This is a genomic window from Microlunatus sp. GCM10028923 (assembly GCF_042666975.1).
Taxonomy (GTDB): Bacteria; Actinomycetota; Actinomycetes; order Propionibacteriales; family Propionibacteriaceae; genus Microlunatus.
Window position 1 is genome coordinate 1 of record NZ_JBHTFF010000001.1, and the last position, 22,151, is coordinate 22,151.

The 22,151-nt window shown below is 70.4% G+C and carries 20 protein-coding genes; 13 read left to right on the forward strand and 7 right to left on the reverse strand.

The window, feature by feature from the left end:
* Window positions 1-193: 193 nt before the first annotated feature.
* The 3 genes from ACFQU4_RS00005 to ACFQU4_RS00015 form a co-directional block, all read right to left on the reverse strand.
* Window positions 194-1,684, reverse strand: a complete 1,491-nt coding sequence (locus ACFQU4_RS00005; protein WP_377485345.1) for a purine-cytosine permease family protein — start codon at window positions 1,682-1,684, stop codon at window positions 194-196.
* A 78-nt stretch (window positions 1,685-1,762) separates the two neighbouring features.
* On the reverse strand, window positions 1,763-3,760 hold the full coding sequence (locus ACFQU4_RS00010; RefSeq protein ID WP_377485348.1) for an LTA synthase family protein: 1,998 nt from the start codon (window positions 3,758-3,760) through the stop codon (window positions 1,763-1,765).
* A 43-nt stretch (window positions 3,761-3,803) separates the two neighbouring features.
* Entirely contained in the window at window positions 3,804-5,144 is a 1,341-nt protein-coding gene (locus tag ACFQU4_RS00015; RefSeq protein WP_377485351.1) for a glycosyltransferase 87 family protein, read from the reverse strand.
* A 117-nt stretch (window positions 5,145-5,261) separates the two neighbouring features.
* On the opposite strand from ACFQU4_RS00015, the gene ACFQU4_RS00020 reads away from it, so the two are divergent.
* The 4 genes from ACFQU4_RS00020 (at window position 5,262) to ACFQU4_RS00035 (ending at window position 7,703) form a co-directional block, all read left to right on the forward strand.
* Window positions 5,262-6,233, forward strand: a complete 972-nt coding sequence (locus ACFQU4_RS00020) for a zinc-binding dehydrogenase (RefSeq protein WP_377485354.1) — start codon at window positions 5,262-5,264, stop codon at window positions 6,231-6,233.
* A gap of 93 nt (window positions 6,234-6,326) precedes the next feature.
* Entirely contained in the window at window positions 6,327-6,959 is a 633-nt protein-coding gene (locus tag ACFQU4_RS00025; RefSeq protein WP_377485357.1) for a PadR family transcriptional regulator, read from the forward strand.
* A complete protein-coding gene (locus tag ACFQU4_RS00030; RefSeq protein ID WP_377485361.1) occupies window positions 6,956-7,348 on the forward strand; it encodes an SgcJ/EcaC family oxidoreductase in 393 nt (130 codons plus the stop codon). Before ACFQU4_RS00025 ends, ACFQU4_RS00030 begins: the two co-directional genes overlap by 4 nt.
* On the forward strand, window positions 7,341-7,703 hold the full coding sequence (locus ACFQU4_RS00035) for a hypothetical protein (protein ID WP_377485363.1): 363 nt from the start codon (window positions 7,341-7,343) through the stop codon (window positions 7,701-7,703). Before ACFQU4_RS00030 ends, ACFQU4_RS00035 begins: the two co-directional genes overlap by 8 nt.
* Here ACFQU4_RS00035 and ACFQU4_RS00040 read toward each other — a convergent pair.
* The 3 genes from ACFQU4_RS00040 to ACFQU4_RS00050 are packed head-to-tail and all read right to left on the reverse strand — an operon-like array spanning window position 7,688 to window position 10,993.
* Window positions 7,688-9,136 carry an amidohydrolase gene (locus tag ACFQU4_RS00040; RefSeq protein ID WP_377485366.1) on the reverse strand — a complete coding sequence of 483 codons (1,449 nt, stop codon included), beginning with the start codon at window positions 9,134-9,136 and terminating at the stop codon, window positions 7,688-7,690. The two genes, ACFQU4_RS00035 and ACFQU4_RS00040, sit on opposite strands and share 16 nt — an antisense overlap.
* Entirely contained in the window at window positions 9,133-9,996 is an 864-nt protein-coding gene (locus ACFQU4_RS00045) for an HAD hydrolase family protein (protein WP_377485369.1), read from the reverse strand. The genes ACFQU4_RS00040 and ACFQU4_RS00045 overlap by 4 nt, the downstream gene beginning before the upstream one ends.
* 4 nt (window positions 9,997-10,000) lie before the next feature.
* Window positions 10,001-10,993: a hypothetical protein gene (locus ACFQU4_RS00050; RefSeq protein ID WP_377485372.1), complete on the reverse strand. Its 993-nt coding sequence runs from the start codon at window positions 10,991-10,993 to the stop codon at window positions 10,001-10,003.
* A gap of 334 nt (window positions 10,994-11,327) precedes the next feature.
* Here ACFQU4_RS00050 and ACFQU4_RS00055 point away from each other — a divergent pair, with 334 nt between their 5' ends.
* From ACFQU4_RS00055 to ACFQU4_RS00070, 4 genes are all read left to right on the forward strand, one after another.
* Window positions 11,328-12,392 carry an AAA family ATPase gene (locus tag ACFQU4_RS00055; protein ID WP_377485375.1) on the forward strand — a complete coding sequence of 355 codons (1,065 nt, stop codon included), beginning with the start codon at window positions 11,328-11,330 and terminating at the stop codon, window positions 12,390-12,392.
* Between the two features lie 194 nt (window positions 12,393-12,586).
* Complete coding sequence (locus ACFQU4_RS00060; protein WP_377487312.1) at window positions 12,587-13,570, forward strand: DUF58 domain-containing protein; 984 nt, start codon at window positions 12,587-12,589, stop codon at window positions 13,568-13,570.
* Window positions 13,567-14,547, forward strand: coding sequence for a VWA domain-containing protein (locus ACFQU4_RS00065; protein WP_377485378.1), 981 nt, complete (start codon window positions 13,567-13,569; stop codon window positions 14,545-14,547). The genes ACFQU4_RS00060 and ACFQU4_RS00065 overlap by 4 nt, the downstream gene beginning before the upstream one ends.
* Window positions 14,544-15,512 (forward strand): VWA domain-containing protein, encoded by a 969-nt coding sequence (locus ACFQU4_RS00070; RefSeq protein ID WP_377485381.1) that lies wholly within the window; start codon window positions 14,544-14,546, stop codon window positions 15,510-15,512. The genes ACFQU4_RS00065 and ACFQU4_RS00070 overlap by 4 nt, the downstream gene beginning before the upstream one ends.
* A gap of 8 nt (window positions 15,513-15,520) precedes the next feature.
* Here ACFQU4_RS00070 and ACFQU4_RS00075 read toward each other — a convergent pair whose 3' ends face one another.
* On the reverse strand, window positions 15,521-16,711 hold the full coding sequence (locus ACFQU4_RS00075) for an ROK family protein (RefSeq protein WP_377485384.1): 1,191 nt from the start codon (window positions 16,709-16,711) through the stop codon (window positions 15,521-15,523).
* Between the two features lie 123 nt (window positions 16,712-16,834).
* On the opposite strand from ACFQU4_RS00075, the gene ACFQU4_RS00080 reads away from it, so the two are divergent.
* From ACFQU4_RS00080 to ACFQU4_RS00100, 5 genes are all read left to right on the forward strand, one after another.
* The gene (locus ACFQU4_RS00080; RefSeq protein WP_377485387.1) at window positions 16,835-17,857 is read left to right on the forward strand and encodes a Gfo/Idh/MocA family protein; all 1,023 of its coding nucleotides are present in this window, start codon (window positions 16,835-16,837) and stop codon (window positions 17,855-17,857) included.
* A 112-nt stretch (window positions 17,858-17,969) separates the two neighbouring features.
* Window positions 17,970-19,247 carry an extracellular solute-binding protein gene (locus ACFQU4_RS00085; RefSeq protein ID WP_377485390.1) on the forward strand — a complete coding sequence of 426 codons (1,278 nt, stop codon included), beginning with the start codon at window positions 17,970-17,972 and terminating at the stop codon, window positions 19,245-19,247.
* A gap of 10 nt (window positions 19,248-19,257) precedes the next feature.
* A complete protein-coding gene (locus ACFQU4_RS00090) occupies window positions 19,258-20,178 on the forward strand; it encodes a carbohydrate ABC transporter permease (protein WP_377485393.1) in 921 nt (306 codons plus the stop codon).
* A complete protein-coding gene (locus tag ACFQU4_RS00095; protein ID WP_377485396.1) occupies window positions 20,175-21,032 on the forward strand; it encodes a carbohydrate ABC transporter permease in 858 nt (285 codons plus the stop codon). The genes ACFQU4_RS00090 and ACFQU4_RS00095 overlap by 4 nt, the downstream gene beginning before the upstream one ends.
* A 2-nt stretch (window positions 21,033-21,034) precedes the next feature.
* Window positions 21,035-22,102 carry an ABC transporter ATP-binding protein gene (locus ACFQU4_RS00100; protein ID WP_377485399.1) on the forward strand — a complete coding sequence of 356 codons (1,068 nt, stop codon included), beginning with the start codon at window positions 21,035-21,037 and terminating at the stop codon, window positions 22,100-22,102.
* Window positions 22,103-22,151 lie beyond the last annotated feature (49 nt).

The window sequence follows — 22,151 nt, forward strand, 5'->3', positions numbered from 1 at the left end:
GGTGCGGGGTGCGGGGTGCGGGGTGCGGGGTGCGGGGTGCGGGGTGCGGGGTGCGGGGTGCGGGGTGCGGGGTGCGGGGTGCGGGGTGCGGGGTGCGGGGTGCGGGGTGTCGTCAAACTCCGCCAGCGGTGACTTGGAGGCCGTATCCAACTCCAGCGGTCGAGTTGTGGAGTTCTGGCGACAGCGCGCACCGCTAGCGGCTGGTCGAACCCTCCTGGATCCGGACGGCGCGGCGAGCGAAGATCAGGTAGCCGACGAAGCCGATGATCAGCGCGGCGGCGACGCCGAGGTTGGCGCCGGCCCAGTCGCCCTCGCGGCCACCGATCGGGCCGAGCAGGTAGCCCTGCCAGCCGAGCCAGGGGGCTGCGGCGTTGGTGACCAGGCCCCAGCCGATCACCGTACCTACGATGATCAAGATGATCGGGACCGGCCGGACGTCGCCGTAGCGGCCGTCGGTCCGGTAGAGGTCGTCCTCGGTGTAGTCGGTGCGGCGCAGGGCGATGTCGGCGAGCATGATGCCGCACCAGACCGCCACCGGTACGCCCAGCGTGATCAGGAAGCCCTGGAACGGGCCGAGGAAGTCGCTGGCGACGAAGACGATGTAGATCGAGCCGATGATCATCAGGATGCCGTCGATCCCGGCGGCGACCCAGCGCGGTGCCTTCAGCCCGGCGCTGAGCAGGGCCAGCCCGGACGAGTAGATGTCCAGCACCGCGCCGCCGACCAGCCCCAGCACGGCGACGATCGCGAACGGGATCAGGAACCAGGTCGGCAGCAGGGTGGTCAGGGCGCCGATCGGGTCGCCGGCGATCCCCTCGCTGAGCGCGGGCGACGAGCCGGCCAGCAGCACGCCGAAGATCAACAGCAGTACGGGGGCCAGCGCCGCGCCGAAGGTGGTCCAGCCGACCACCGCGGCACTGTTCGCCGAACGGGGCAGATAGCGGGAGTAGTCCGCGGCGACGTTGACCCAGCCGAGCCCGAAACCGGTCATCATGAAGACCAGCCCGCCGATCACCTGCGGCACGGCGCCGGGCGGCAGCGAGCCGACGGCGGCGAGGTCGACGTGGCCCAGCACCAGGACGGCGTAGACCACGGTCAGCACGCCGGTGACGACGGTGATCACGACCTGCAGTCGCATGATCATCGTGAACCCGAACACGCCGCTGACGAAGATCAACGCCGCCACCACGATCAGGGCGACGATCTTGGTCGAGGTGCCGCCGTGCCAGCCGAGCGCGGTGAACACGGCCGACGTCGCCAGTACGGCGAGCGACGTCAGCGCGGTCTCCCAGCCGACCGTGAGCAGCCAGGAGATCACGGCCGGCAACCGACCGCCGCGGACGCCGAACGCGGCCCGGGTCAGCACCATCGTCGGCGCCGAGCCGCGCTTGCCGGCCAGCGAGATGATCCCGCAGAGGGCGAACGAGACGACGATGCCGATCACGCCGACGGCGATCGCCTGTCCGGCCGAGATGCCGAAGCCGAGCACGAACGCGCCGTAGCTGATCCCGAATACGGACACGTTGGCGCCGAACCAGGGCCAGAACAGTCCGCGCGGGCGTCCGGTCCGCTCGGCCTCGGCGATCGGATTCAGGGCATTGGTCTCGATCCCGCCGAAGACCCGGGCCGCCCGGCCGCCCGGATCCGCCGAGCCGCCCGGTTCTGAGGGTGCGGAGTCCGTCATCCCATGATCATGGCACGCGCGGACCCGTTCCGGATCCCCTTCCGCGGGTCCGGCGAACGTCGGCTCAGGGGCCGCAGGTCAGCGCGGTTGCGGCGGGGGAGGGTTGCGGTAGTCGTCGTACGTCCGGTCCACCTGCCGCCGCCACTGCAGGACTTCGGCCCGGTACCGGGCCAGGTCGTCGGCGGGGATCGTCTCGGCCAGATTCCTGGTCTCGCCGGGATCCGTGGCCAGGTCGAACACCTCGTCCGGCCGGTAGCCGTAGTGGTGGATGTACTTGAGCGAGCCCTCGATCCGGGCCAGGCACCGAGCCTCCTCGAAGCAGCTGATCATGACCGGCGGCCGTGCGGCCCGGCTGAGCAGCGACGCCGACCGGTAGCTGCCGCCGGTGATCGTGTAGCCGAGCAGGTCGGTGACGGTCGGCAGGATCGCCGGGTGCTGGACCGGCGTCGCGACCCGTTCGCCGCCGCCGAACCGCTGCGGGTCGTGCACGATCAGCGGGACCTGGACGCCCTCCTGATAGATCGTGTTGTCGTGCTGGCGCAGCTTGTGCTCGCCGAAGCCCTCACCATGATCACCGGTGATCACGAAGATCGTGTCGTCGTAGAGCCCGAGATCCTTGAACTGCTGGATCACCTTGCCCACAAAGCGATCCTGGTAGCGCAGCCCGTTCAGGTAGTCGTTCAGCTCCGGATCGTCGGCGAGCTGCTCGGTCTCGAACCCGTCCGGCATCGCGTAGTCGTGGTGGGCGGTGACGGTCAGGTAGCCGAGCAGGAACGGCAGGCTCTTGTCCCGCTCGATCCACTCGCGGCTCGGCTCCAGCATCACGTCGTCCTCGTAGCCGAAGTAGTTGGCCGTCGAGAAGCCGTCGGTCGGCAGGTCCTCGGTGCCGGCGAAGTCCTCGAAGCCGAACTGGTTCGTGATCACTTCGCGGCGCTGGTCGTAGGTCTCGGTCGCGGACTGGAAGAAGCCGGTCCGGTAGCCCTGCTCGGACAGCAGCTCCGGCAGGCAACGCGCGGCGACCCCACGCCCGTCCGGCTCCTCGAGGCCCGACTCGCTGTTCCGGGTGTCGAACGGCGGCTCGATCCCGCAGTACGTCGCGGTCAGCGACTTGGAGGTGTGCGGCATCACGGCGTACGCCTGCTCGGCGACCAGGCTCGACTCGGCCAGCGCGGCGAGATTCGGCGTGACGGACGGATCCGCGGAGTACGGGGCGGTCGAGATCGCCCGCTGCGACTCCAGCGTGATGATCACCACGTTGCGCCGCTGGGTCTTCGAACCCGCCACCAGCCGGGTGTCGACCGGCGGCGTGATCGTGTCCGGTTCCGGCAGATCGACCGGGCGGGTTGCGGCTCGGTCGTCGAGGCCGCTGAGCCCGACCGCGAGCACCGGCGCCCGGGAGAAGTAGCTCGGCGAGGAGGGCCCGCTCCAGACCGCGCCGGCCAGCAGCCCCAGGGTGAGCAGCGCCGCCGCCAGCGGCGGCCGGCGGGCTCCGGTGCCACGACCGGCAGCGCCACGACCGGCAGCACGCCGATCCGCGGCCCGGCGGGCGAACACCCGGAGCAGCAGGGCCGGCCCGGCGATCACGTACCCGACGGCGGACAGGAGCAAGATCACGATCGCCGGCTGCAGCTCGGCGGCGACCAGGCCGGAGATCTCGCCGGCCGAGTCGACCGCCGACGTGAGCCGCTTCAGCGTCAGCGGGGATCCCGTGCGCAGGTAGTAGACGTGGAAGGCCGTGGTCACCGCGGCGACGATGATCGCGGACAGGTGCAGGGCGCCGACGGCGACCGGCCGGCCGTAGCGCAGCCGGCCAAGGGTGGCGAAGATCACCATCCAGGCCAGCCCGAAACCCGCACCGAACAACAGATCCGAGCTCAGCTGGTCGAGCAGTGCGATGGGTCCGGGCAGCTCGCCGCGGTCGGCGATCCTGATGATCTTGAGGACGATTCCGTACCCGGCGAGGGGGATCAGCAAAGCCCCCAGATACCAGGCAGTACGGCGATCCAGGAACCACAGCCGGTGAGAGATCCGGTGATCGTCGGCGGCGGTCGAAGGGCTCGTCGGCTCGGCGGTCATCGTTCGTACGATACCTGTCGGCCGCGAACGATTCGCCGAGCGGTCACCCGGCCGTCGGTCGCCGTTCGCCCGGTCGCAAGATCAGGATCGCGGCCGTGATCAAGATCACCAAGCCGAGCAGTGCGGTCGTCGAGGCGATCAGGTTCTGCAGCGGCGACCAGCTGAGTTCGAGGTCGGCCCCACCCGGCAGTTGCTTGTACGGAGCGATGACGACCCAGCCGACGAAGACCCAGCCGAGGATCTGGAACCACCGCGGCAGCCCGCGCACTCGGCCGACCTGCCGGGGCAGCAGCGGACCGGCCAGACAGAGCGCGATCGGCACCACCCAGACGAAGTGGTGACTCCAGGAGACCGGCGAGGCGAGCAGCCCGGCCAGCCCGCACAGCGACACCGCGAACCCGGTCATCCCGCGGCGGTGCCAGAGCAGGCCGACCCAGGCGCCGAGCAGGGCGACGACGGCGCAGGCGGCGAGCGCGGCCAGCTGACTGCCGCGGCCGATGCCGAGCACCCGGACCACGTCGGCCATCACGGACTGGTTGGTGAAGTAGACGAAGCTGTTGCCGAGCCCGGTGTCGCCGTGCGCCAGTCGGCCCCAGAAGTCCAGCGAGGTGGCGGGGGCGATGGCCGCCGCGGCCAGGGTGAGCGCCGCCGCCGTGGCGATGCTGACCAGGCCGGCCCGCCGCTCCGGATCCAGCCCGCGCCGGCCGGCGCCGAGCAACATCAGCCAGAAGATCGCCGGGGTGAGCTTGACGGCGGCCGCCAGCCCGGTCAGCACACCGGGCGGCAGCAGCCGGCGGCCGGGCAGGATCCGCGGTCCGGGCACCAGGTCGAGCACGACCAGGGCGACCAGGAAGATGCCGACCTGGCCGAAGCTCAGGGTCTGGTTCACCGGCTCGGTGACGAAGATCGTCGCCGCGCCGATCAGCGACAACCGCATCCCGCTCAGGCCGAAGCGATGCAGCACGGCCAGTACGGCGAGCACACCGCCGACCGTCCAGACCACCTCGACCAGGGCCAGCGGCAGCAACGCCATCGGGACCGCGAGCAGGGCGGCGATCGGCGGGTAGAGGAACGGCAGCGATCCGGGCAGGTGATAGGGGTCGCCGCCGTCCAGCAGCGTGCGCCCGGCCAGCCGGTAGACCTCGAGGTCCACCATCACCGGATCCCACGGGAAGAGCGTTCCGCCGCGGAACGTGGTCGAGCCGACGTAGAGCCCGATCAGGATCGCCGGCAGGCTGATCAGGAACCCGGCCAGCAGCCGGCGCGGAGTCAGCGGCGGACCAGGCTCCGAGTCCGTGAACGGGTTGGCCCAGCGGCCGCGCCGGCGGCTGGAACTCGTCGCGCTCGACGTCGGCGTCGCAGATCTACGCGTGGACGGACCCATGGGTTCGATCTAACCAGTTGGCAGCGCGGCCCGTGAGGACGGTCGGCGGCCGCCGCGGTCCGCGTGACCGGGAACACCGTTGACCTCAACCTCACTTCAGGTCGCACCGTGGTGGGCATGAGAGCGATCAGACTTCATGCCTTCGGTGCGCCGGAGCAACTCGTCCTGGACGACCTGCCCGACCTCGAACCGGCGCCCGACCAGGTCCGGGTGGCCGTCGAGGCGAGCGGCGTCCACCTGCTCGACACGGTGCTGCGGCGGGGCGAGACGGGCGGCCCGATGCCGCCGCCGGAGCTGCCGACCATCCCCGGCCGGGAGGTGGCGGGCCGGGTGGACCGGGTCGGCGCGGCGGTCGATCCGGTCTGGCTCGGCCGCCGGGTGGTGGCCCATCTCGGCCTGGTGCCCGGCGGGTACGCCGAGCAGGCGGTGACCTCGCCCGACCTGCTGTACGACCTCGACGCCCTCGGTGGAACGGTGCCGGCGGCCGAGGCGGTGGCCCTGGTGGGCACCGGCCGGACCACGGTCGGCGTCCTCGGCAAGGCGGCGCTCGGGCCGGAGGACACGGTGCTGATCCCGGCCGCCGCGGGCGGGATCGGCTGGCTGCTGGTCCAGGCCGCGCGCTCGGCCGGGGCTGCCGTGATCGCTGCGGCGGGCGGTCCGGAGAAGCTGGACCGGCTGCGCGCGCTGGCGCCGGACGAACTGGTCGACTACCAGCGGCCGGACTGGGCGGAGTCGGTACGGAAGCCGCCGACGGTCGTGCTCGACGGCGTCGGCGGCGCGGTCGGCCGGGCCGCGTTCGACCTGCTCGCGCCGGGCGGCCGGATGATCATGTTCGGCTACTCGGCCGGCGAACCGACCCGGTTCAGCAGCGACGAACTCGTGGCCCGCAGCCTCACCGCGTCCTGGGGCTTCGGCTTCCGGCCGGGCACCGGGCCGAGCGCCCTGCGCCCGTACGTGGAGGAGGCGTTGCGCCGCGCCGCCCGCGACGAGTGGCATCCGCTGGTGAGCCCGTACCCATTGGCCGAGGCGGCCCGCGCCCACACCGACCTGGAACAGCGCCGCACCGTGGGCAAAGTCGTCCTCACCTGATCCGCCCCGAGAAGACCGATGCCCGAATTCCTCCCGACGTGCATTGGCGCGCACTGCTATAGTGCGTTTTGCACTAATCAGGAGGAGGGGTTCATGGCGCGCGGCGCTGATCTGGTCGGGCTCACGGTGCTGGCGATGCTCTCGGTGCGGGACAGTCACCCGTACGAGCTGCAGCGGTTCATCGTGGCGACCCACAAGGACTACGTGACCGGGTTGCCGCGCAGCCTGTACCACGCGGTGGAGCGGCTGACCCGGGACGAACTGATCGAGCCGGCCGAGACGGTCCGGGACGGGCGGCGCCCGGAGCGGACCGTCTACCGGATCACCGACGAGGGTCGCGGCCACCTGGCCGGCCGGCTGCGGACCTTGATCGAGGTTCCGGAGCTGGACCGGCGGACGTTCGTCGCGGCGGTGTCGCTGCTCGGCTGCCTGCCCGCGACGACGGCCCGGCAGGCGTTGCGGACCAGGGCGGCGACGATCACCGGCACGGTCACCGGGTTGGCCGAACAACTCACCGCGCTCCGCGGCGAGGGCCTGCCGGACGTGGTGCTGCTCGAGCTCGAGTACGAGCGCGCGGTGCAGCAGGCCGAGCTGGACTGGATCGGCACCGTGCTGGACCGGATCGAAGGCGGCGACCTCGACTGGTCCGGAACCGTCCGGCTCGACCTCCTCGACGACGTGCTGCGCGAACCCGACGAAACCCAACCAGGGAAGAGGACACCATGATCAACTCCACCGAGCCCGTGCACCAGCTGCTGCACCGCCTGACCGACACCTGGAACGCGGGCGACGCCGCCGGCTACGCCGAGCTGTTCACCGAGGACGCCGACTACATCACGTTCTTCGGGCTGCGGATGCGCGGCCGGGCGGCGATCGAGGAGGGCCACCGGGAGCTGTTCCGGATGCCGATCAAGCTCGAGCCGTACGCCGGCGAGGCGGACATCAGGTCACTGGCCGACGGTGCGATGTTGATCATCGCCGGCGGCTCGTCGTCCTTCGACGGCAAGCCCGACCCGACCCGCGACTCGGTGATCAGCCTGACCGCGGTGGACACGTCGGAGGGCTGGCGGTTCGCCTCGTTCCAGAACACGAGGGTGTCGGATCCCCGTGGCTGAACGGAAACTGCTGGTCGAGGTCGCCGGCCTGGTCGACGCCCCGGTCGACCAGGTCTGGCCGCTGCTCCGGGACAGTCTCGCGGCGACGGAGACCGACGGCTACACGGCGGCCCATCAGGGCGGCTGGTGGTACCGCGGGGAGTGGTCGGCCGAGGTCGCCGGCACCGGGACCATGATCATCCACCGGGTCTACAACGTCGCCCGGTGGCTGCGCTGGGGCGTTCCGCTGGCGAACCGGTTCTTCGTCGGCTTCCGGGAGGCGACCAGCTCCGGTTTCGAGCAGGGGATCGCCGAGGTGGCTCGCCGGCTCGGCACCGGCCACCGGCTGGTCGAGGTCGGTCAGCTCGCCCGATAGGTCCAGTCGCCGCCGAGCAGGGTGCCGTACACCGGCATCGCACGGAGTTGCTCGGCATTGGCGGTCAGCGGATCCAGCTCGGTGATCACCAGATCCGCCGGGTCGCCGGGCCGGACGAAGGCCCGGCCGTCCGTCGAGGCGTTCAGGGCCTCGGTGACGCCGATTCGCTGCTCCGGGTGCCACGGCGGCTCCGCTCCGGCGGTACGGTGCACGGCGGCGGCGATGGTGATCCACGGGTCGAGCGGCGACACCGGGGCGTCCGAACCGAACCGCAGCGTGGCCCCGGCCGCCAGCAGGCTCGCGAACGGGAACGCCCGCCCGGTCCGGCCGGACCAGTGGTGATCGGCGACCGCCCGGTCGGTGATCAGGTGATCGGGCTGCACGCCGGCGATCACGCCCAGCTCGGCGAACCGGGGCAGATCCTCGTCGCGGATCAGCTGGGCGTGCTCGATCCGGCCGCGGCGCCCGGCGGCCCGGAAGGCGTCCAGGGCCACGGAATTCGCCCGGTCGCCGATCGCGTGCACCGCGCTGTCCAGCCCGGCCGCACCGGCCTCGGTGATCATGGCGGTCAGGGTCGCGAGGTCGTACTGCAGCAGGCCGTGATCATGATCATCGGCCGGCTCGGGGTAGCGGTCCCAGCAGGCGGCCGTGCGGGTGTTCAGCGACCCGTCGGACATGATCTTGAACGGGCCGAGGGTGAGCAGCCCGTCGCCGTCGGGCAGCGGCTGGCCGGTGCGTAGGCCGAGTCTGGCCGCGTCGGCGAGCTGCGGGGGATAGACGCCGCACTCGACCCGGAGTGACCGGATGCCGGCCGCGACCCGGCGGGACCAGGCGGCGAGGTTGTCCTGCAGCTCCAGCTCGACGATCCCGACCACGCCGCGGGCCGCCGCCGCCCGGGCCGCCTCCGCGACCTGGCCGTCGGAACGTTCCTCGTCGCCGTCCCGGACCTGCTGCAGCACGGCGAACGCCGGGGTCTCCCGGACCAGGCCGTCCGGTGTCGGCTCGAGACCGTACCGGCGGAAGGCGGCCGAGTTCAGCCAGACACAGTGCAGGTCGTTCGAGGCCAGCACCACGACCGGCTCCGGTGCCGCCCGGTCCAGCCCGGCCAGCGTCGGCGGATCCGGCCAGGCGGCATCCCGGAAGCCGTACCCGATGATCATGGCCGGCGCGCTCGCGGCACGGTCGGCGACCAGCGCGGCGGTGGCGGCCGCCGAGTCCGTCCCGGTCAGGTCGAGCCGGCGCCGGGCGGCCGCCCAGTGATCGAAATGGACGTGGTGATCCCACAAGCCCCGCAACAGGAACCGGCCGTCGAGGTCGACCACCTCGGCACCGGCGGGATCACCGCCGACCCGGCCGTCGGTGATCACCAGATCGGTCGGGTCCGCCGCCGACCCGACCAGGCGTACCCGGCGGAGCAGGAGCGGGTGGCTCACTCCAGCCAGCCGCTGATCGTCCGGCCGACGCCGGACTCCTCGTTGCTCGGCACCACGGTGAGGTCCAGGTCGAGCAGCAGCGGGTGGGCGTTGCGCATCGCGTGCGGACGCCCGACCGTCGTCAGCAGATCAAGATCGTTCGGCATGTCGCCGAACGCGGCGACGTCGGACAGCGGGATGGCCAGGTCGGTGCAGACCTCGGCCAGCATCGAGGCCTTGCTGACGCCGAGCCGGCTGATCTCGATCAGGCGGGAGCCGGGCGTCGAGGAGTGGGTCACGGTGAGCAGATCGCCGACCAGCTCGGTGGCCGCGACCGCCAGTTCGTCGGAACTCTTGGACGGATGCCGCAACAGTACCTTCACATGATCACCACCGACGGCCAGTTCGTCGGCCGGGCCGACCGTCACCGCGGGATCCTCGACGGCGTCGTCGGTGAGCAGGTAGCCGGGTTCGTAGCCGAAGTTCTGACCGGCCTCGAACGCGAACCGGGAGCCCGGCAACGCATCGCGGAGCACTCGGATCGCCTGCAGGGCCAGCGATCCTTCGATCGTGTGGGACCGGACGATCCGCCGTTCCGTGACGTCGTACAGGACGGCGCCGTTGCTGGCGATCACCATCGGATGGATGCCCGGCAGGTCGCTGATCACGTCGAGCCACCGGATCGGCCGGCCGGTCGCGAAGATCACCGGGATGCCGGCCCGCTGGGCCGCGACGACGGCGTCCGCGTTGATCGTGGACACCGTGCCGTCGGGGGACAGGAACGTCCCGTCGAGATCGGAAACGATCATGGCCGGCGGAGCCACCGTGTCCCGCGTCCCGCCCGTGCTGCCCGGCCGCCGGCCGGGTTCCAGATTCGTCATCGCGCTACAGCCTGGACCGCGGCGAGGGCGTACCGGCCCCGGATTCGGACGGCGTCGGACCACCGGTCTGACCCGGCGACGGAGACCCCGACATGGACGGCGTCTGGCTGGGCGACCCCTCGGTCGGCGACGGCGAACCCTCGGAGGGCGACGGTGAGCCGGACGAGGGCGACGGCGAACCGGACGACGGGGACGGCGAACCCGAGGACGGGGACGGCGAACCCGAGGAGGGCGGCGGCGAGCCGGACGACGGCGGCGGCGAACCCGAGGACGGCGGCGGCGAACCGGACGGTGGCGGACTCGCTGTCGGCGGGACCGGCGGCGGCGGCGACTGCGGCGGCTGGTTCCGGAAGATCAAGATCGCGATCAGCACGGCCAGCGCGGCCAGCAACATCATCAGCAGCCAGGAGATCAGGATGCTCACCCAGCCGGCCCGGTCGTAGCGACCCGGCCAGGGCAGCGGCCAGAGCCGGGCCAGCCCCGGCTTGATCCGGTCGATCCAGTAGAGCCGGTAGTCCGGACCGGACGGCTGCCCCTGCATCGGCAGGGTGGCCAGCGTCACCTGGTCCAGCACCCGCTGCGCCTCCGCGGCGGCGGCCGGTGAGCCGTCGTAGGCGAGCGCGGCCCACGGTGCGGCCGGCTGCCCGTCCGGGGTCACCGGGTCGTTCTCGTCGGGCTGGTAGCGGCGGCCGAGTCGGCCGGAGTCCTGGCCCTCGCCGCCGCGCGCCAGCACCGTGTCGATGTGCATGGCGTTGACCACGCCGGCGAACCGGTCCCGGGCCGCGGCATCGCCGGCGGCGCCCTCGGACAGCAGCACGATCATCACCGGAACTCCGCCGGTCGGCGAGTCCCCGTGACCGGTGTAGACCACGCCGGACGGGGCGGCGGTCAGCCGCGCGTCGAGCCAGAAGCCGCCGATCTTGGGCGGATCGTCGGGCAGCAGCGGATGGACCGGGACGTACTCCGGCTGCCCCGGCGGCGGTTCGGGTGTGGACATCGCCACCCATCTCACCACATCCCGGGGCATCGCAGCGCGCCGACCGGGACCGTGGCGGACCCGCGCTGTGCGGAGCCTGTGAATCGATCCCCGCCGCGTGAATCCGGGTCTGCGCCTTTGTACGGTGGGAGGCCCTGAAGGTGGGCCGCTGCGATGGTGGAATGGCGCTGCCGCGTCGGCATCGGCCCGCGCCGCAGGCTGCTCCGGTGCCAAACCACGTCTGCGAGAATGACGTGGCGCCGGGGGCACCGGTAGGTTCGTGGGGCAAGCGGGCCAGCCGCACGACGGACCCGGTCGGTTCCGCGCGGCAGGCGAAGAACGACGAGGAGACTGAGTGAGCAGCGCGACACAGGGCCAGCAGACCCAGGGCGCCAATCAGCGAGTGGCCCAGCTGCTCGGCGAGGCGATCTCCCAGGTGCAGCGGGTCATCGTCGGCCAGGAACACATGGTCGAGCAGTTGATGGTCGGGCTCCTGGCCAAGGGACACATCCTGCTCGAGGGCGTGCCCGGTGTGGCCAAGACGCTGGCGGTACGGAGCTTCGCGACCGTGGTCGGCGGCGAGTTCGCCCGGATCCAGTTCACCCCGGACCTGGTCCCGTCCGACATCGTCGGCACCCGGATCTACAAGGCGAGCCAGGAAGGCTTCGACGTCGAGCTCGGCCCGGTCTTCGTCAACTTCGTGCTGGCCGACGAGATCAACCGCGCGCCGGCCAAGGTGCAGTCCGCGATGCTGGAGCTGATGGCCGAGCGGCAGGTGTCGATCGGCGGCAAGACCCACCCGGCGCCGAAGCCGTTCATCGTGATCGCGACCCAGAACCCGGTCGAGTCCGAGGGCGTCTACCCGCTGCCGGAAGCGCAGCGCGACCGGTTCCTGCTCAAGGTGGACGTGCCCTACCCGCGGGGCAACGAGGAGTTCGAGATCCTGCGCCGGATGAGCGTCGATCCGCCGAGCTCGAACCCGGTGCTCAACCCGGACCTGGTCCGCGACCTGCAGCGGCGGGCCGAGGACGTCTTCGTCCACAACCTGGTCGCCGAGTACATCGTCCGGCTGGTGCTGGCCACCCGGACCCCGGCCGAGTTCAACATGCCGGACCTCACCTCGGTGATCCAGATCGGCTGCAGCCCGCGCGCGACGCTCGGCCTGGTCGCCGCCTCCCGCGCGCTGGCCCTGATCCACGGCCGCGACTACGTACTGCCGACCGATGTCCAGTCGGTCGCCAAGGACGTCATGTCGCACCGCCTGGTGCTGGGCTTCGACGCGGTCGCCGACAACATCAACCCGGCCCAGGTGGTCGAGCGGATCGTCGCCATGGTGCCGCCGCCGACCCCGGTCTGGAACAACAACCAGCAGCAGGGTTCGCCGAACCACCAGCAGGCGCCGCAGCCGGACTTCCACTAGGAGAGCTGAGGGCCCAGCCGTTGTCGCAATTCCCACCACCCTCGGGGGCTCCCGCCTTCCCGCCGCCGTCGGGACCACCGGCCATGCCGTCGCCGGCAGTACACCTGCCGCCGCCCGGCGGCCAGCCGGTCGAGTTCGCCGAGCCGAGCCCTGGCCAGGCGGCCGAGCACGGGGCACTGTCCTCGGTCCTCGGTATGCCCACCCGGCCGACCATCCCGCTCAACAAGCTCGCTCCCGAGGCCGCGCTGCGCCGGCTCGAGCTGGCGATCGTGCGGCGGCTCGAGGGCTACCTGCAAGGTGATCATCTGGGCCTGCTGCCGGGCCCCGGAACCGACGCCAACGACGCCCGGGTCTACATCGCGGGCGAGGACGACGTCCGCAAGATCGACTGGGCGGTGACCGCCCGCACCACGGTGCCGCACGTCCGCGACACGATGGCCGACCGCGAGCTCGAGGTGTGGGCGCTGCTGGACGTGACGCCGTCGATGAACTGGGGCACCGAGGGCGTCACGAAGCGCGATCTCGGCATCGCCGCGGTCGCCACCATCGGCTTCCTGAGCCAGAAGATGGGTGACCGGTTCGGTGGCTACATCATGCGGCCGGAGACCCTGCGCCGGCTGCCGGCCCGGTCCGGCCGGTCCGCCCTGTACGGACTGCTGCGCCGGATGCTGACCGAGCCGTTCGTGCCCGACCACGCCCACGGCCCGATGTCCCTGGCCGCGTCGGTGGAGCAGCTGTCCCGGACCCAGCGGCGGCGCGGCCTGCGGGTCGTCGTGTCCGACTTCCTGACCCCGGGTGATCATGAGCTCGATCCGAACATCGAGCCGGAGTGGGAACGGTCGATGCGCCGGCTCGCCGTCCGCAACCAGGTGCTCGCCATCGAGGTGGTGGACAAGCGCGAGGTCGAGTTCCCCGACGTCGGCGACATGCTGATCCGGGACCCGGAGACCGACTTCGAGCGGTACGTCAACACGGGTGACTCCGACGCGCGGGCCCGGATGGACGCGGCCAGCTCCGCGCAGCGGGAACGGATCCGGATCGCGCTGCGCCGGGCCGGCGTGGGTCACATCCAGTTGCGTACCGACAGAGACTGGGTGCAGGACATCGCCAGGTTCGTGCTGGCGTACCGTCGGGTGGCCAGCATGTTGCACGCGCCACCGCAGGGAGTGGCCAAATGAACTTCATCGACTGGCTGAAGGACCTGACCTTCCTCTCGCCGGACCGGCTGTTCGTGCTGCTCGTCATCCCGCTGCTGATCGTCGGCTACATCTTCGCGATGCTGCGGAAGAACCGGCGCGGGATGCGGTTCACCAACACCTCCATGCTGGAGGCGGTGATCCCGAAGCAGTCGCAGTGGCGGCGGCACCTCGCGGTCGCGCTGTCGATCCTGAGCCTGGTCACGCTGACCGTGGCCTGGGCCCGGCCGAGCAACAAGGTGCCGGTGCCGCGGGAGCGGGCGACCGTCGTGATCGCCCTCGACTCGTCGCTGTCGATGCAGGCCGTCGACGTACAGCCGACCCGGTTGGACGCGGCCAAGAAGGCGGCCAACGAGTTCATCGAACAGTTGCCCGACAAGTACAACGTCTCGGTCGTCGCGTTCGCCGGCTCGGCGTCGATCCTGGTGCCGCCGACGCTGGACCACAACACGGTCGAGAACGCGATCAACGGCATCCAGCTGGCCGAGTCGACCGCGATCGGCGAGGCGATCGCGACCTCGATGCGGGCGCTGCGGCAGGCGCCGAAGGATCCGGACAATCCGGAGAACGTCGCGCCGGGAGCGATCGTCCTGCTCAGCGACGGTACGAACACGGCGGGCCGGGCGCCGAAGCAGGCGTCGGCTGCGGCGGCCGAGGCCAAGGTGCCGGTCTACACGATCGCGTACGGCACCGAGAACGGTTATGTCGACCTGGACGGCAAGCGGGAACCCGTTCCGGTCGACCATGCGTTGATGCAAGAGATCGCCCAGGACACCCAAGGCGAGTACTTCAAGGCCGCGACCGCCGACCAGCTGAAGCAGGTGTACGAGAACATCGGCTCCGAGGTCGGCTACCAGGACTCGACGGTCGAGCTGACCGCCCGGTTCGCCGGCTACGGCCTGCTGTTCGCCGTGCTCGCTGCGCTGGGCGCGATCTCGTTGGGGGCAAAATGGCCGTGATGATGATTCCGATGATCGCCTTCATGGAGCCGCTCCGGCTGCTGCTGTTGCTGCTGGTGCCGGCGCTGGTCGGCGTCTACCTGCTGCTGATCTGGCGGAAGAAGCAGCGCAGCAACACCTCCGGGCGCAGCATGTTCGACTTCGTCATCCCCAAGGAACGGACCTGGCTGCGGCACCTCGCGGTCGGGCTGGCCGTGCTCAGCCTGGCCACGCTGACGGTGGCGTTCGCGAAGCCGAAGGACGAGGTCGCGGTGCCGCGGCAGCGGGCCACGATCGTCGTCGCGATCGACATCTCGCTGTCCATGCTCGCCGAGGACGTCCAGCCGAACCGGTTCGACGCCGCCAAGGTCGCCGCGGCCGACTTCGTGAACTCGCTGCCGGCCAAGTTCAACGTGTCCCTGGTGTCCTTCGCCGGTACGGCCTCCACGCTGGTCCCGCCGACCACCGACCGGGACATCGTCACGGCGGCGATCCGCGACCTGCAGCCCGACCAGGGCACGGCGATCGGCGAGGGCATCTACACCTCGCTGGCCGCGCTGACCCAGGTGCCGCCCGATCCGGACGACCCGAAGGCCCCGGTGCCGGCCCGGATCGTGCTGCTGAGTGACGGCAAGACGCAGCTGGGCCGGTCCTCGGCGACCGCGGCCGAGCAGGCGAAGGCGCAGAAGGTGCCGATCTACACGATCGCGTACGGCACCCAGACCGGGACGATCGAGATCGGCGGCCGGATCGAACGGGTGCCGGTCGACCTGGCCGAGCTGCAACGGATCGCCAAGATCACCGGCGGCGAAGCGTACGAGGCCCGATCGGCCGGCCAGCTGAAGGAGGTCTACGCCGACATCGGCACCTCCGTCGGCACCGAGAAGGTGGAGCAGGAGGTCACCGAACGCTATGCCGGCTTCGGCCTGGCCTTCGCGATCCTGGCCGCCGTCGGCATGATCTCCCTCGGCGCCCGCTGGCCGTAGCTGTCGCGTCAGAGGATCGTGGCGAAGGCGGCGGACAGGGCGAGCGCGCCGCCGCCGAGCAGGGTCATCCGTTCGGTCGGGTCGGCCATGATCACGGTCGGCGTGACGCCGTCCCGGTCCGGGCTGTAGACGACCAGCCAGCGCTCCAGTAGTTCTCGCATCCGGGTCCCGCCGGCGCACACGTCGCCGTGCATCAGGTAGCGGCCGGAGGCGATCATCTGTTCGTTGTTGGCCAGCCCGACCGCGAGGTTCTGGGCGTAGAGCTGGAGCAGGTCCGCGGCTTCGGGATGATCTTGGTCGGCCAGCGCGGTGAGCCGGCCGCAGTCGATCATGGTCGGCTCCGGCAGCCCGCGCCGTTCGGCCTCGGCGCGGAGCCAGTTGAGGGTGGCGATCGTCTCCCAGCAGCCGATCCGCCCGCACGGGCACGGTAGGCCGTGCAGGTCGACGACGGTGTGGCCGTACTCGCCGCCGGCACCCTGCTCGCCGCGGACGATCTCGTGGTCGTAGACGAGGCCGAAGCCGAGCGCCTCGCCGGTGTAGACGGAGGCGAAGCTGGCCAGCCCGCGGCCGTGGCCGAACCACTTGTCGCCGAGCGCCTGCACCCGCGGATGGTGATCGATGTAGACCGGGACCCCCAGCTCGCGGCCCAGCCGTTCGGTCGCGGGGTAGTGGTTCAGTACCGGAGCCAGCTGGAGCGAGATGATCGAACCGCTGGCCGTGTTGATCGTGCCGGAGGCCGCGATGCCGACGCCGAGCAGGCTGGCGTCGTCGAAGCATTCGTGCGCGACGTCGAAGATCGTTTGCTCGATCTCGGCCAGCGGGCGGCTCGCGTCGATCGGCCGCTCGACCTGGTGCCGGATGGTGCCGTCCACGCCGAGCCGGGCGCCGATGATCGCGTGCGGTGCGATCCGCATCGAGCCGAGTTCCGGGCCGTCGGGCCGGAACCAGACCGGCCGGGCGGGTTTGCCGCCGGCGGGGGAGGCGGCGACCGACGCGCCCTCGACCAGGGTCCCGTTGTCGATCAAGGGGGTCAGGATCGAGGTGATCGTGGCCCGGTTGACGCCGAGGGCCCGGGCGAGCTGGGCCCGGGAGGCGGGGCCGTCGCGATGGAGCAGCTCCAGCACGCGGGAACGATTGGTCCGCCCGATCGCCGCGGGACTGAGTAGCCCCGCGCGACCACCCGAGCCGGTCACCGCCATCCAGACCTCCTTGCAGCGCAACCTTCGCCGTGACCGTAACAAGAGCTTCACCCAAGGGTCTCGACGGTCCTACTCGAAGTATGTATGGTTCTACAACAAACCTACTGGATCGAGGTGGAGCGCATGTCAGAAGCCAGCCGGCCACGGCTCGGTGTCGTGGGAGGTGGGATCCGCGGATCGGTGTTCGGTGCCGCGATCCAGCAGCACCGACAGGCCGACCTGGTGGCGCTCTGTGACCCCGACCCCGGGGTACGGGAGCGCGTCGGCGCCGAGCTCGGCGTCCCGACGTACCCGGATCTGGAGGCGTTGCTGTCGGCGCATCCGGACCTGACCGCGGCGGTGATCGCGACGCCCGATTTCGCCCATCGCGACGCCGCCGTACGGTGCCTCGACCAGGGGCTCGATCTCATGATCGAGAAGCCGCTGGCCACCTCGGCCGCCGACGCCGACGCGATCGTCGCCGCCGCCGAGGCGCGGGGTGCGAAGATCATGATCGCCTTCGAGAACCGGTGGAATCCACGTTTCGCCGAGGTCCGGCGGCAGCTGGCCGCCGGCGAGGCCGGAACGGTGATCAACCAGGTGATCAATCTGAACGACACGATCTTCGTGCCGACCTCGATGCTGTCCTGGGCGGCCCGGAGTTCACCGGCCTGGTTCCTGATGCCGCACAGTCTTGATCTTGCCTGCTGGCTGTCCGGCAGCCGGCCGGTGAGCGTGTTCGCCCGCGGCGTGAAGCGGGTGCTGCCAGGCCTCGGCATCGACACCTGGGATGCGATCAGCGCAACCTTCACGATGGCCGACGGGTCGATCACCGCGCTCCATTCGCAGTGGGTGCTGCCCACCTCGATGCCGGCCGTCTTCGATTTCCGGTACGAGCTCAATGCCGAACGGGCGAGCTATCGGCTGAACATCTCCGACAGCGGCCTGACCCGCTACGACGGCACCGCCGGCCAGTGGGTGCAGCTCGGCAATCACCAGCACTACGGCGAGCTGCGCGGTCTCAGCGTGGACATGATCAACGACTTCATCGCCCTGCTGCACGACGAGGACCGCGACGTCCCCGACGTACGGACGGGCCGGCTGATCACAGCCTCGATCGAAGCCGTCCACGCCAGCCTGGAGAGCGGCCTTCCGCACGACATCTGATCAACTCCGAGAAGGAGCAGCCATGCACAGCGTTTCAGGATTCTCTCGTCGAGCAGCACAGGATCGTCGACCGCTGACTCGCCGATCGGTGCTGGGGCTCGGCGCCGCGACGGTGGGTGGACTTACCTTCGGCGGCTGCGTCAGCGCCAACGACGCCGGCACCGGAGCCCCCGCCGGCGCGGACGCCCCGCTGAAGCCGGGCACGCAGCCCACCGGCCAGCTCACGATCGTCGACGACAACGCCAATGCCCTGTTCAAGACCTCGATCGTCGCCGCCTTCGAGAAGGCCAGCGGGATCAAGGTCGCGTCCTACAGCCAGGGCAACTTCAACGATCTCCATGATCGTTACACGACCCTGTTCGCGGCCCAGGACAGCAGCGTCGACGTGATCATGACCTGGGCCGGCTGGTCGGCCGAGTTCGGCCAGGCCGGCTGGCTGCAGGAGTTGGATCCGGCCGCCGTGCCCGGGGACTTGATCAAGCCCGCCCTGGATGCGGTGAGCTGGCAGGACAAAGTCTACGGCCTGCCCAAGTTCGGCAGCGTGCAGACCATGTTCTGGAACAAGACCGCGTTCGCCGATGCCGGCCTCGATCCGGACGCCGCGCCGGAGAACTGGGACTCCTTCGTGGCCGCGGCGAAGAAGCTGACCACCGATGATCGTTACGGCTACGCGTGTGACCTCGGCAACGCGTCCGGCGCGTACCAGAACTTCCTCCGGATGCTGCTGCTCAACGGCGGCGAGATGTACGACGCCGACTATCAGCCGATCTTCAACAGCGAGGCCGGCGTCGAAGCACTGACCCGGCTGGTCGAGCTGCTGCAGCTGCACAAGGTGATGGATCCGTCGTCGCTGCAGATCAGTCATTCCGCCGATCTGGCCGACCTGTTCGCCCGCGGCGGGGTCGCGACCGTGTTCAACTGGCCGTTCCAGTGGGCGACCGCCACCGGTGAGAAGTCGTCCCTGGACGCGGCCACCGTCGGCAACGGACTGATCCCCGGGATCAGCGTCCGGTCGGCGACGATCGACGGGGCCGAGGGACTGGCGATCAACAAGTTCTCCAAGAACAAGGAGGCGGCGCTGGCCTTCCTGCAGTTCGTCGCGTCCGGCGAGGTGCAGCGCGAGATCGTCGCCGAGGAGGGCTGGTTCCCGGTGTCGGAGTCGGTGCTGACCGACCCGGCGAGCGTCAAGGCCCTGCCGGTGCTGACCACGTATCAGGAGACGACCAAGTACGCCTCGAAGCGCTACGGGACACCGTGGTCGAGCGAACTGGACCAGCTGTTGTCGGTGCAGCTGAACCAGGCGATGAACGCCAAGATCACGGCCAAGGAGGCGCTGGACTCCGCGGTCACCGGCACCAAGGAGCTGGTGACGAAATACCTGCCGCGGTAGGAGGGTGATCATGAGCGTGGCCAACAGGACGGATGTCCGCCGGATCCGGGACGTACGGTTCGGAGTGCTGATGGCGCTGCCCGCGGTCGCGATCGTGGTGGCGCTGCTCGGTTACCCGATGGGATACGCCCTCTACATGTCGGGCTTCCAGTGGAACGACAAGATCGCCGGGGCCCGCCCGTTCGTGGCCTTGGGCAACTACGTGGAGCTGGCCACGGACGGCCAGTTCCTCGCCGCGCTGGGCCGAACGCTGTATTTCTCCGTCTTCACGGTGCTCGGCGGGGTCGCCCTTGCTGTCGCGATCGCGGTGCTGCTGAACCGGGAGTTCCGCGGCCGGACCGTGGCCCGGGTGCTGTTGCTGGTGCCCTGGGCCGTGCCGCCGGTGGTCAACGGGATCATCTGGAAGTTGATCTTCGACGGACCGGGCGGCATCGCCAACACGATCCTGCTCCGGCTCGGCCTGGTGCCGGAGCGGGTGCAGTGGCTGGCCGATCCGGGACTGACCATGAACGTGTTGATCTTCGCCGAGCTGTGGAAGCTGCTGCCGTTCCTCTGCCTGCTGATGCTGGCCGGGCTGCAGGGGATCCCGGCCAACATCTACAAGGCGGCGGTGATCGACGGCGCCGGCCCGTGGCAGCGGTTCACCCGCATCACGCTGCCCAACCTGCGCGGCCCGATCCTGTTCGCGCTGGTGGTGCAGTCGATGTGGTCGCTCAAGGTGTTCGACACGATCTTCGTGCTGACCGGCGGATCCGGCGGTCCGGCCGAAGGCACCACGACGATCAACTTCCTCGCCTACCTGACCTCGTTCAGCTTCCTCGACCGGGGTTACGGAGCGGCGATGGCCGTCCTCACGATGGTGCTGGTGATCGTGGTGACGCTGGTCTGGATCCTGATCTTCCGGCAGCGCGGTGAGGGGAGTCGATCATGAGCGCTCCGACGGGCTCAGGGCGCGGGCGCCGGGACCGGCGGCGGCTGGCCGGCACGATCGTGCACCGGGCGCTGGTCGCCCTGTTGTTGATCTATCTGTTGGCACCCTTCTGCTGGATGGTGGTGTACAGCCTCTTCCCGCCGGAGTCGTTGCAGGGCGGGGGATTCGCGATCGACCAGCTCACGCTGGGCGCCTATCAGCGACTGCTGGCCGACGGATCGTTCCTGGTGCCGATGGCGAACTCGGCGATCGTCGGGATCGCCACCACGGTGATCACGATGACGCTCGGCTCGGCCTGCGCCTACGTGCTGGCCCGGGCCCGGTTCCGCGGCCGGCAGGCGCTGCTGCTCGGCATGCTGACCGTGCAGGCGATCCCGGTGATCGTGCTCGCCGTACCGCTGTTCATCCTGCTCCGGGCCTTCGGGGCGTACGACCAGCTGATCGGGTTGATCATCACCTACACGGCGTTCATCCTGCCGCTGGTGGTCTGGATGATGGTCGGCTTCTTCGCCGACCTGCCGCCCAGCCTGGAACGGGCGGCGCGGATCGACGGCTGCAACCGGCTCCAGGTGATGACCCGGATCGCCGTACCGCTGGCGGCGCCGGGGATGGCCGCGACCGCGATCCTGGCCTTCATTACCAGCTGGAGCGACTTCTTCCTGGCCAAGGTGCTGACCACCAGCAAGGCGGTGACGCTGCCGGTCCGGACCGCGGCGTTCCAGGGGCTGTTCGCGATGGACTACACGTCGGCGGCGACCGCCGGAGTGATCACCGCGGTGCCGGTGTTGATCTTGGCGCTGCTGGCTCAGAAGTGGATCATCCGTGGCCTGGTCGAGGGCGCGGTGAAGGGATAATCATGGCCGAGATCAAGTTGGTCGGCGTCAGCAAGTCGTTCGGGCGAGGCAAGCGGTCCGCGATCGCCGTGCACGACCTCGACTACACCATCGAGGACGGACACTTCGTGTCGCTGCTCGGGCCCTCGGGCTGCGGCAAGTCGACCACGCTGAACATGATCGCCGGCCTGGAGGACGTGTCCACCGGCGAGATCCTGATCGACGGGCACCGGGTGGACGACCTGGAGCCGGACAAGCGCGACCTCGCCTTCGTCTTCCAGGACTACGCGCTGTATCCGCACATGAACGTCTACGACAACATCGCGTTCGGACTCCGGATGCGTAAGGTGCCGCGCGACGACACCGACCGCCGGGTCCGCGACGCCGCCCGCCGGCTGGACATCGAGCACGTCCTGGACCGGCGGCCGCGGCTGCTCTCCGGCGGCCAGCGGCAGCGGGTCGCGCTGGCCCGGGCGATCGCCCGGCGACCGGCGGTGTTCCTGTTCGACGAGCCGTTGTCCAACCTGGACGCGCTGCTGCGTGATCAGACCCGCAGCGAACTGAAGTTGCTGCATGCCGAGCTCGGCGCGACCAGCGTCTACGTCACCCATGATCAGGAGGAGGCGATGACGCTGTCGGACAAGATCGCGGTGATGAGTCGCGGCCGGCTGGAGCAGTACGGCACCCCGTACGAGATCTACCATCGGCCGGCCACCGAGTTCGTCGCGTCCTTCGTCGGCAAGCCGCGGATGAACCTGCTGGACGCCGAGCCCGCCGACCGGGGCCGGCTGGCGATCACCGGCACCCGGCTGCGGCTGGAGACCGCGGATGATCACGGCGGCCCGGTCCGGGTGGGACTCCGCCCGGAGGAGTGCGGCCTGCGGCCGGCCGCGGCCGAGCAGGCGGACGGGACGGTCCGGGTCGTCGAGCCGCTCGGCAACGCCTCGGACGTGATCGTCGACCTCGACGGCACCCCGTTCACGGCCCGGGTGCCGGGCTTCGGCGAGCTGAGCCCGGGCGACCCGGTCATGATCGACACCGGCCGCGCCACCGTGCACTGCTTCGACCGGGAGTCCGGCCTGCGTCGGTGACCGCAGCCGAATCAGACACCTACCGCTCATGAGCCGAAGTCGTTAGGAT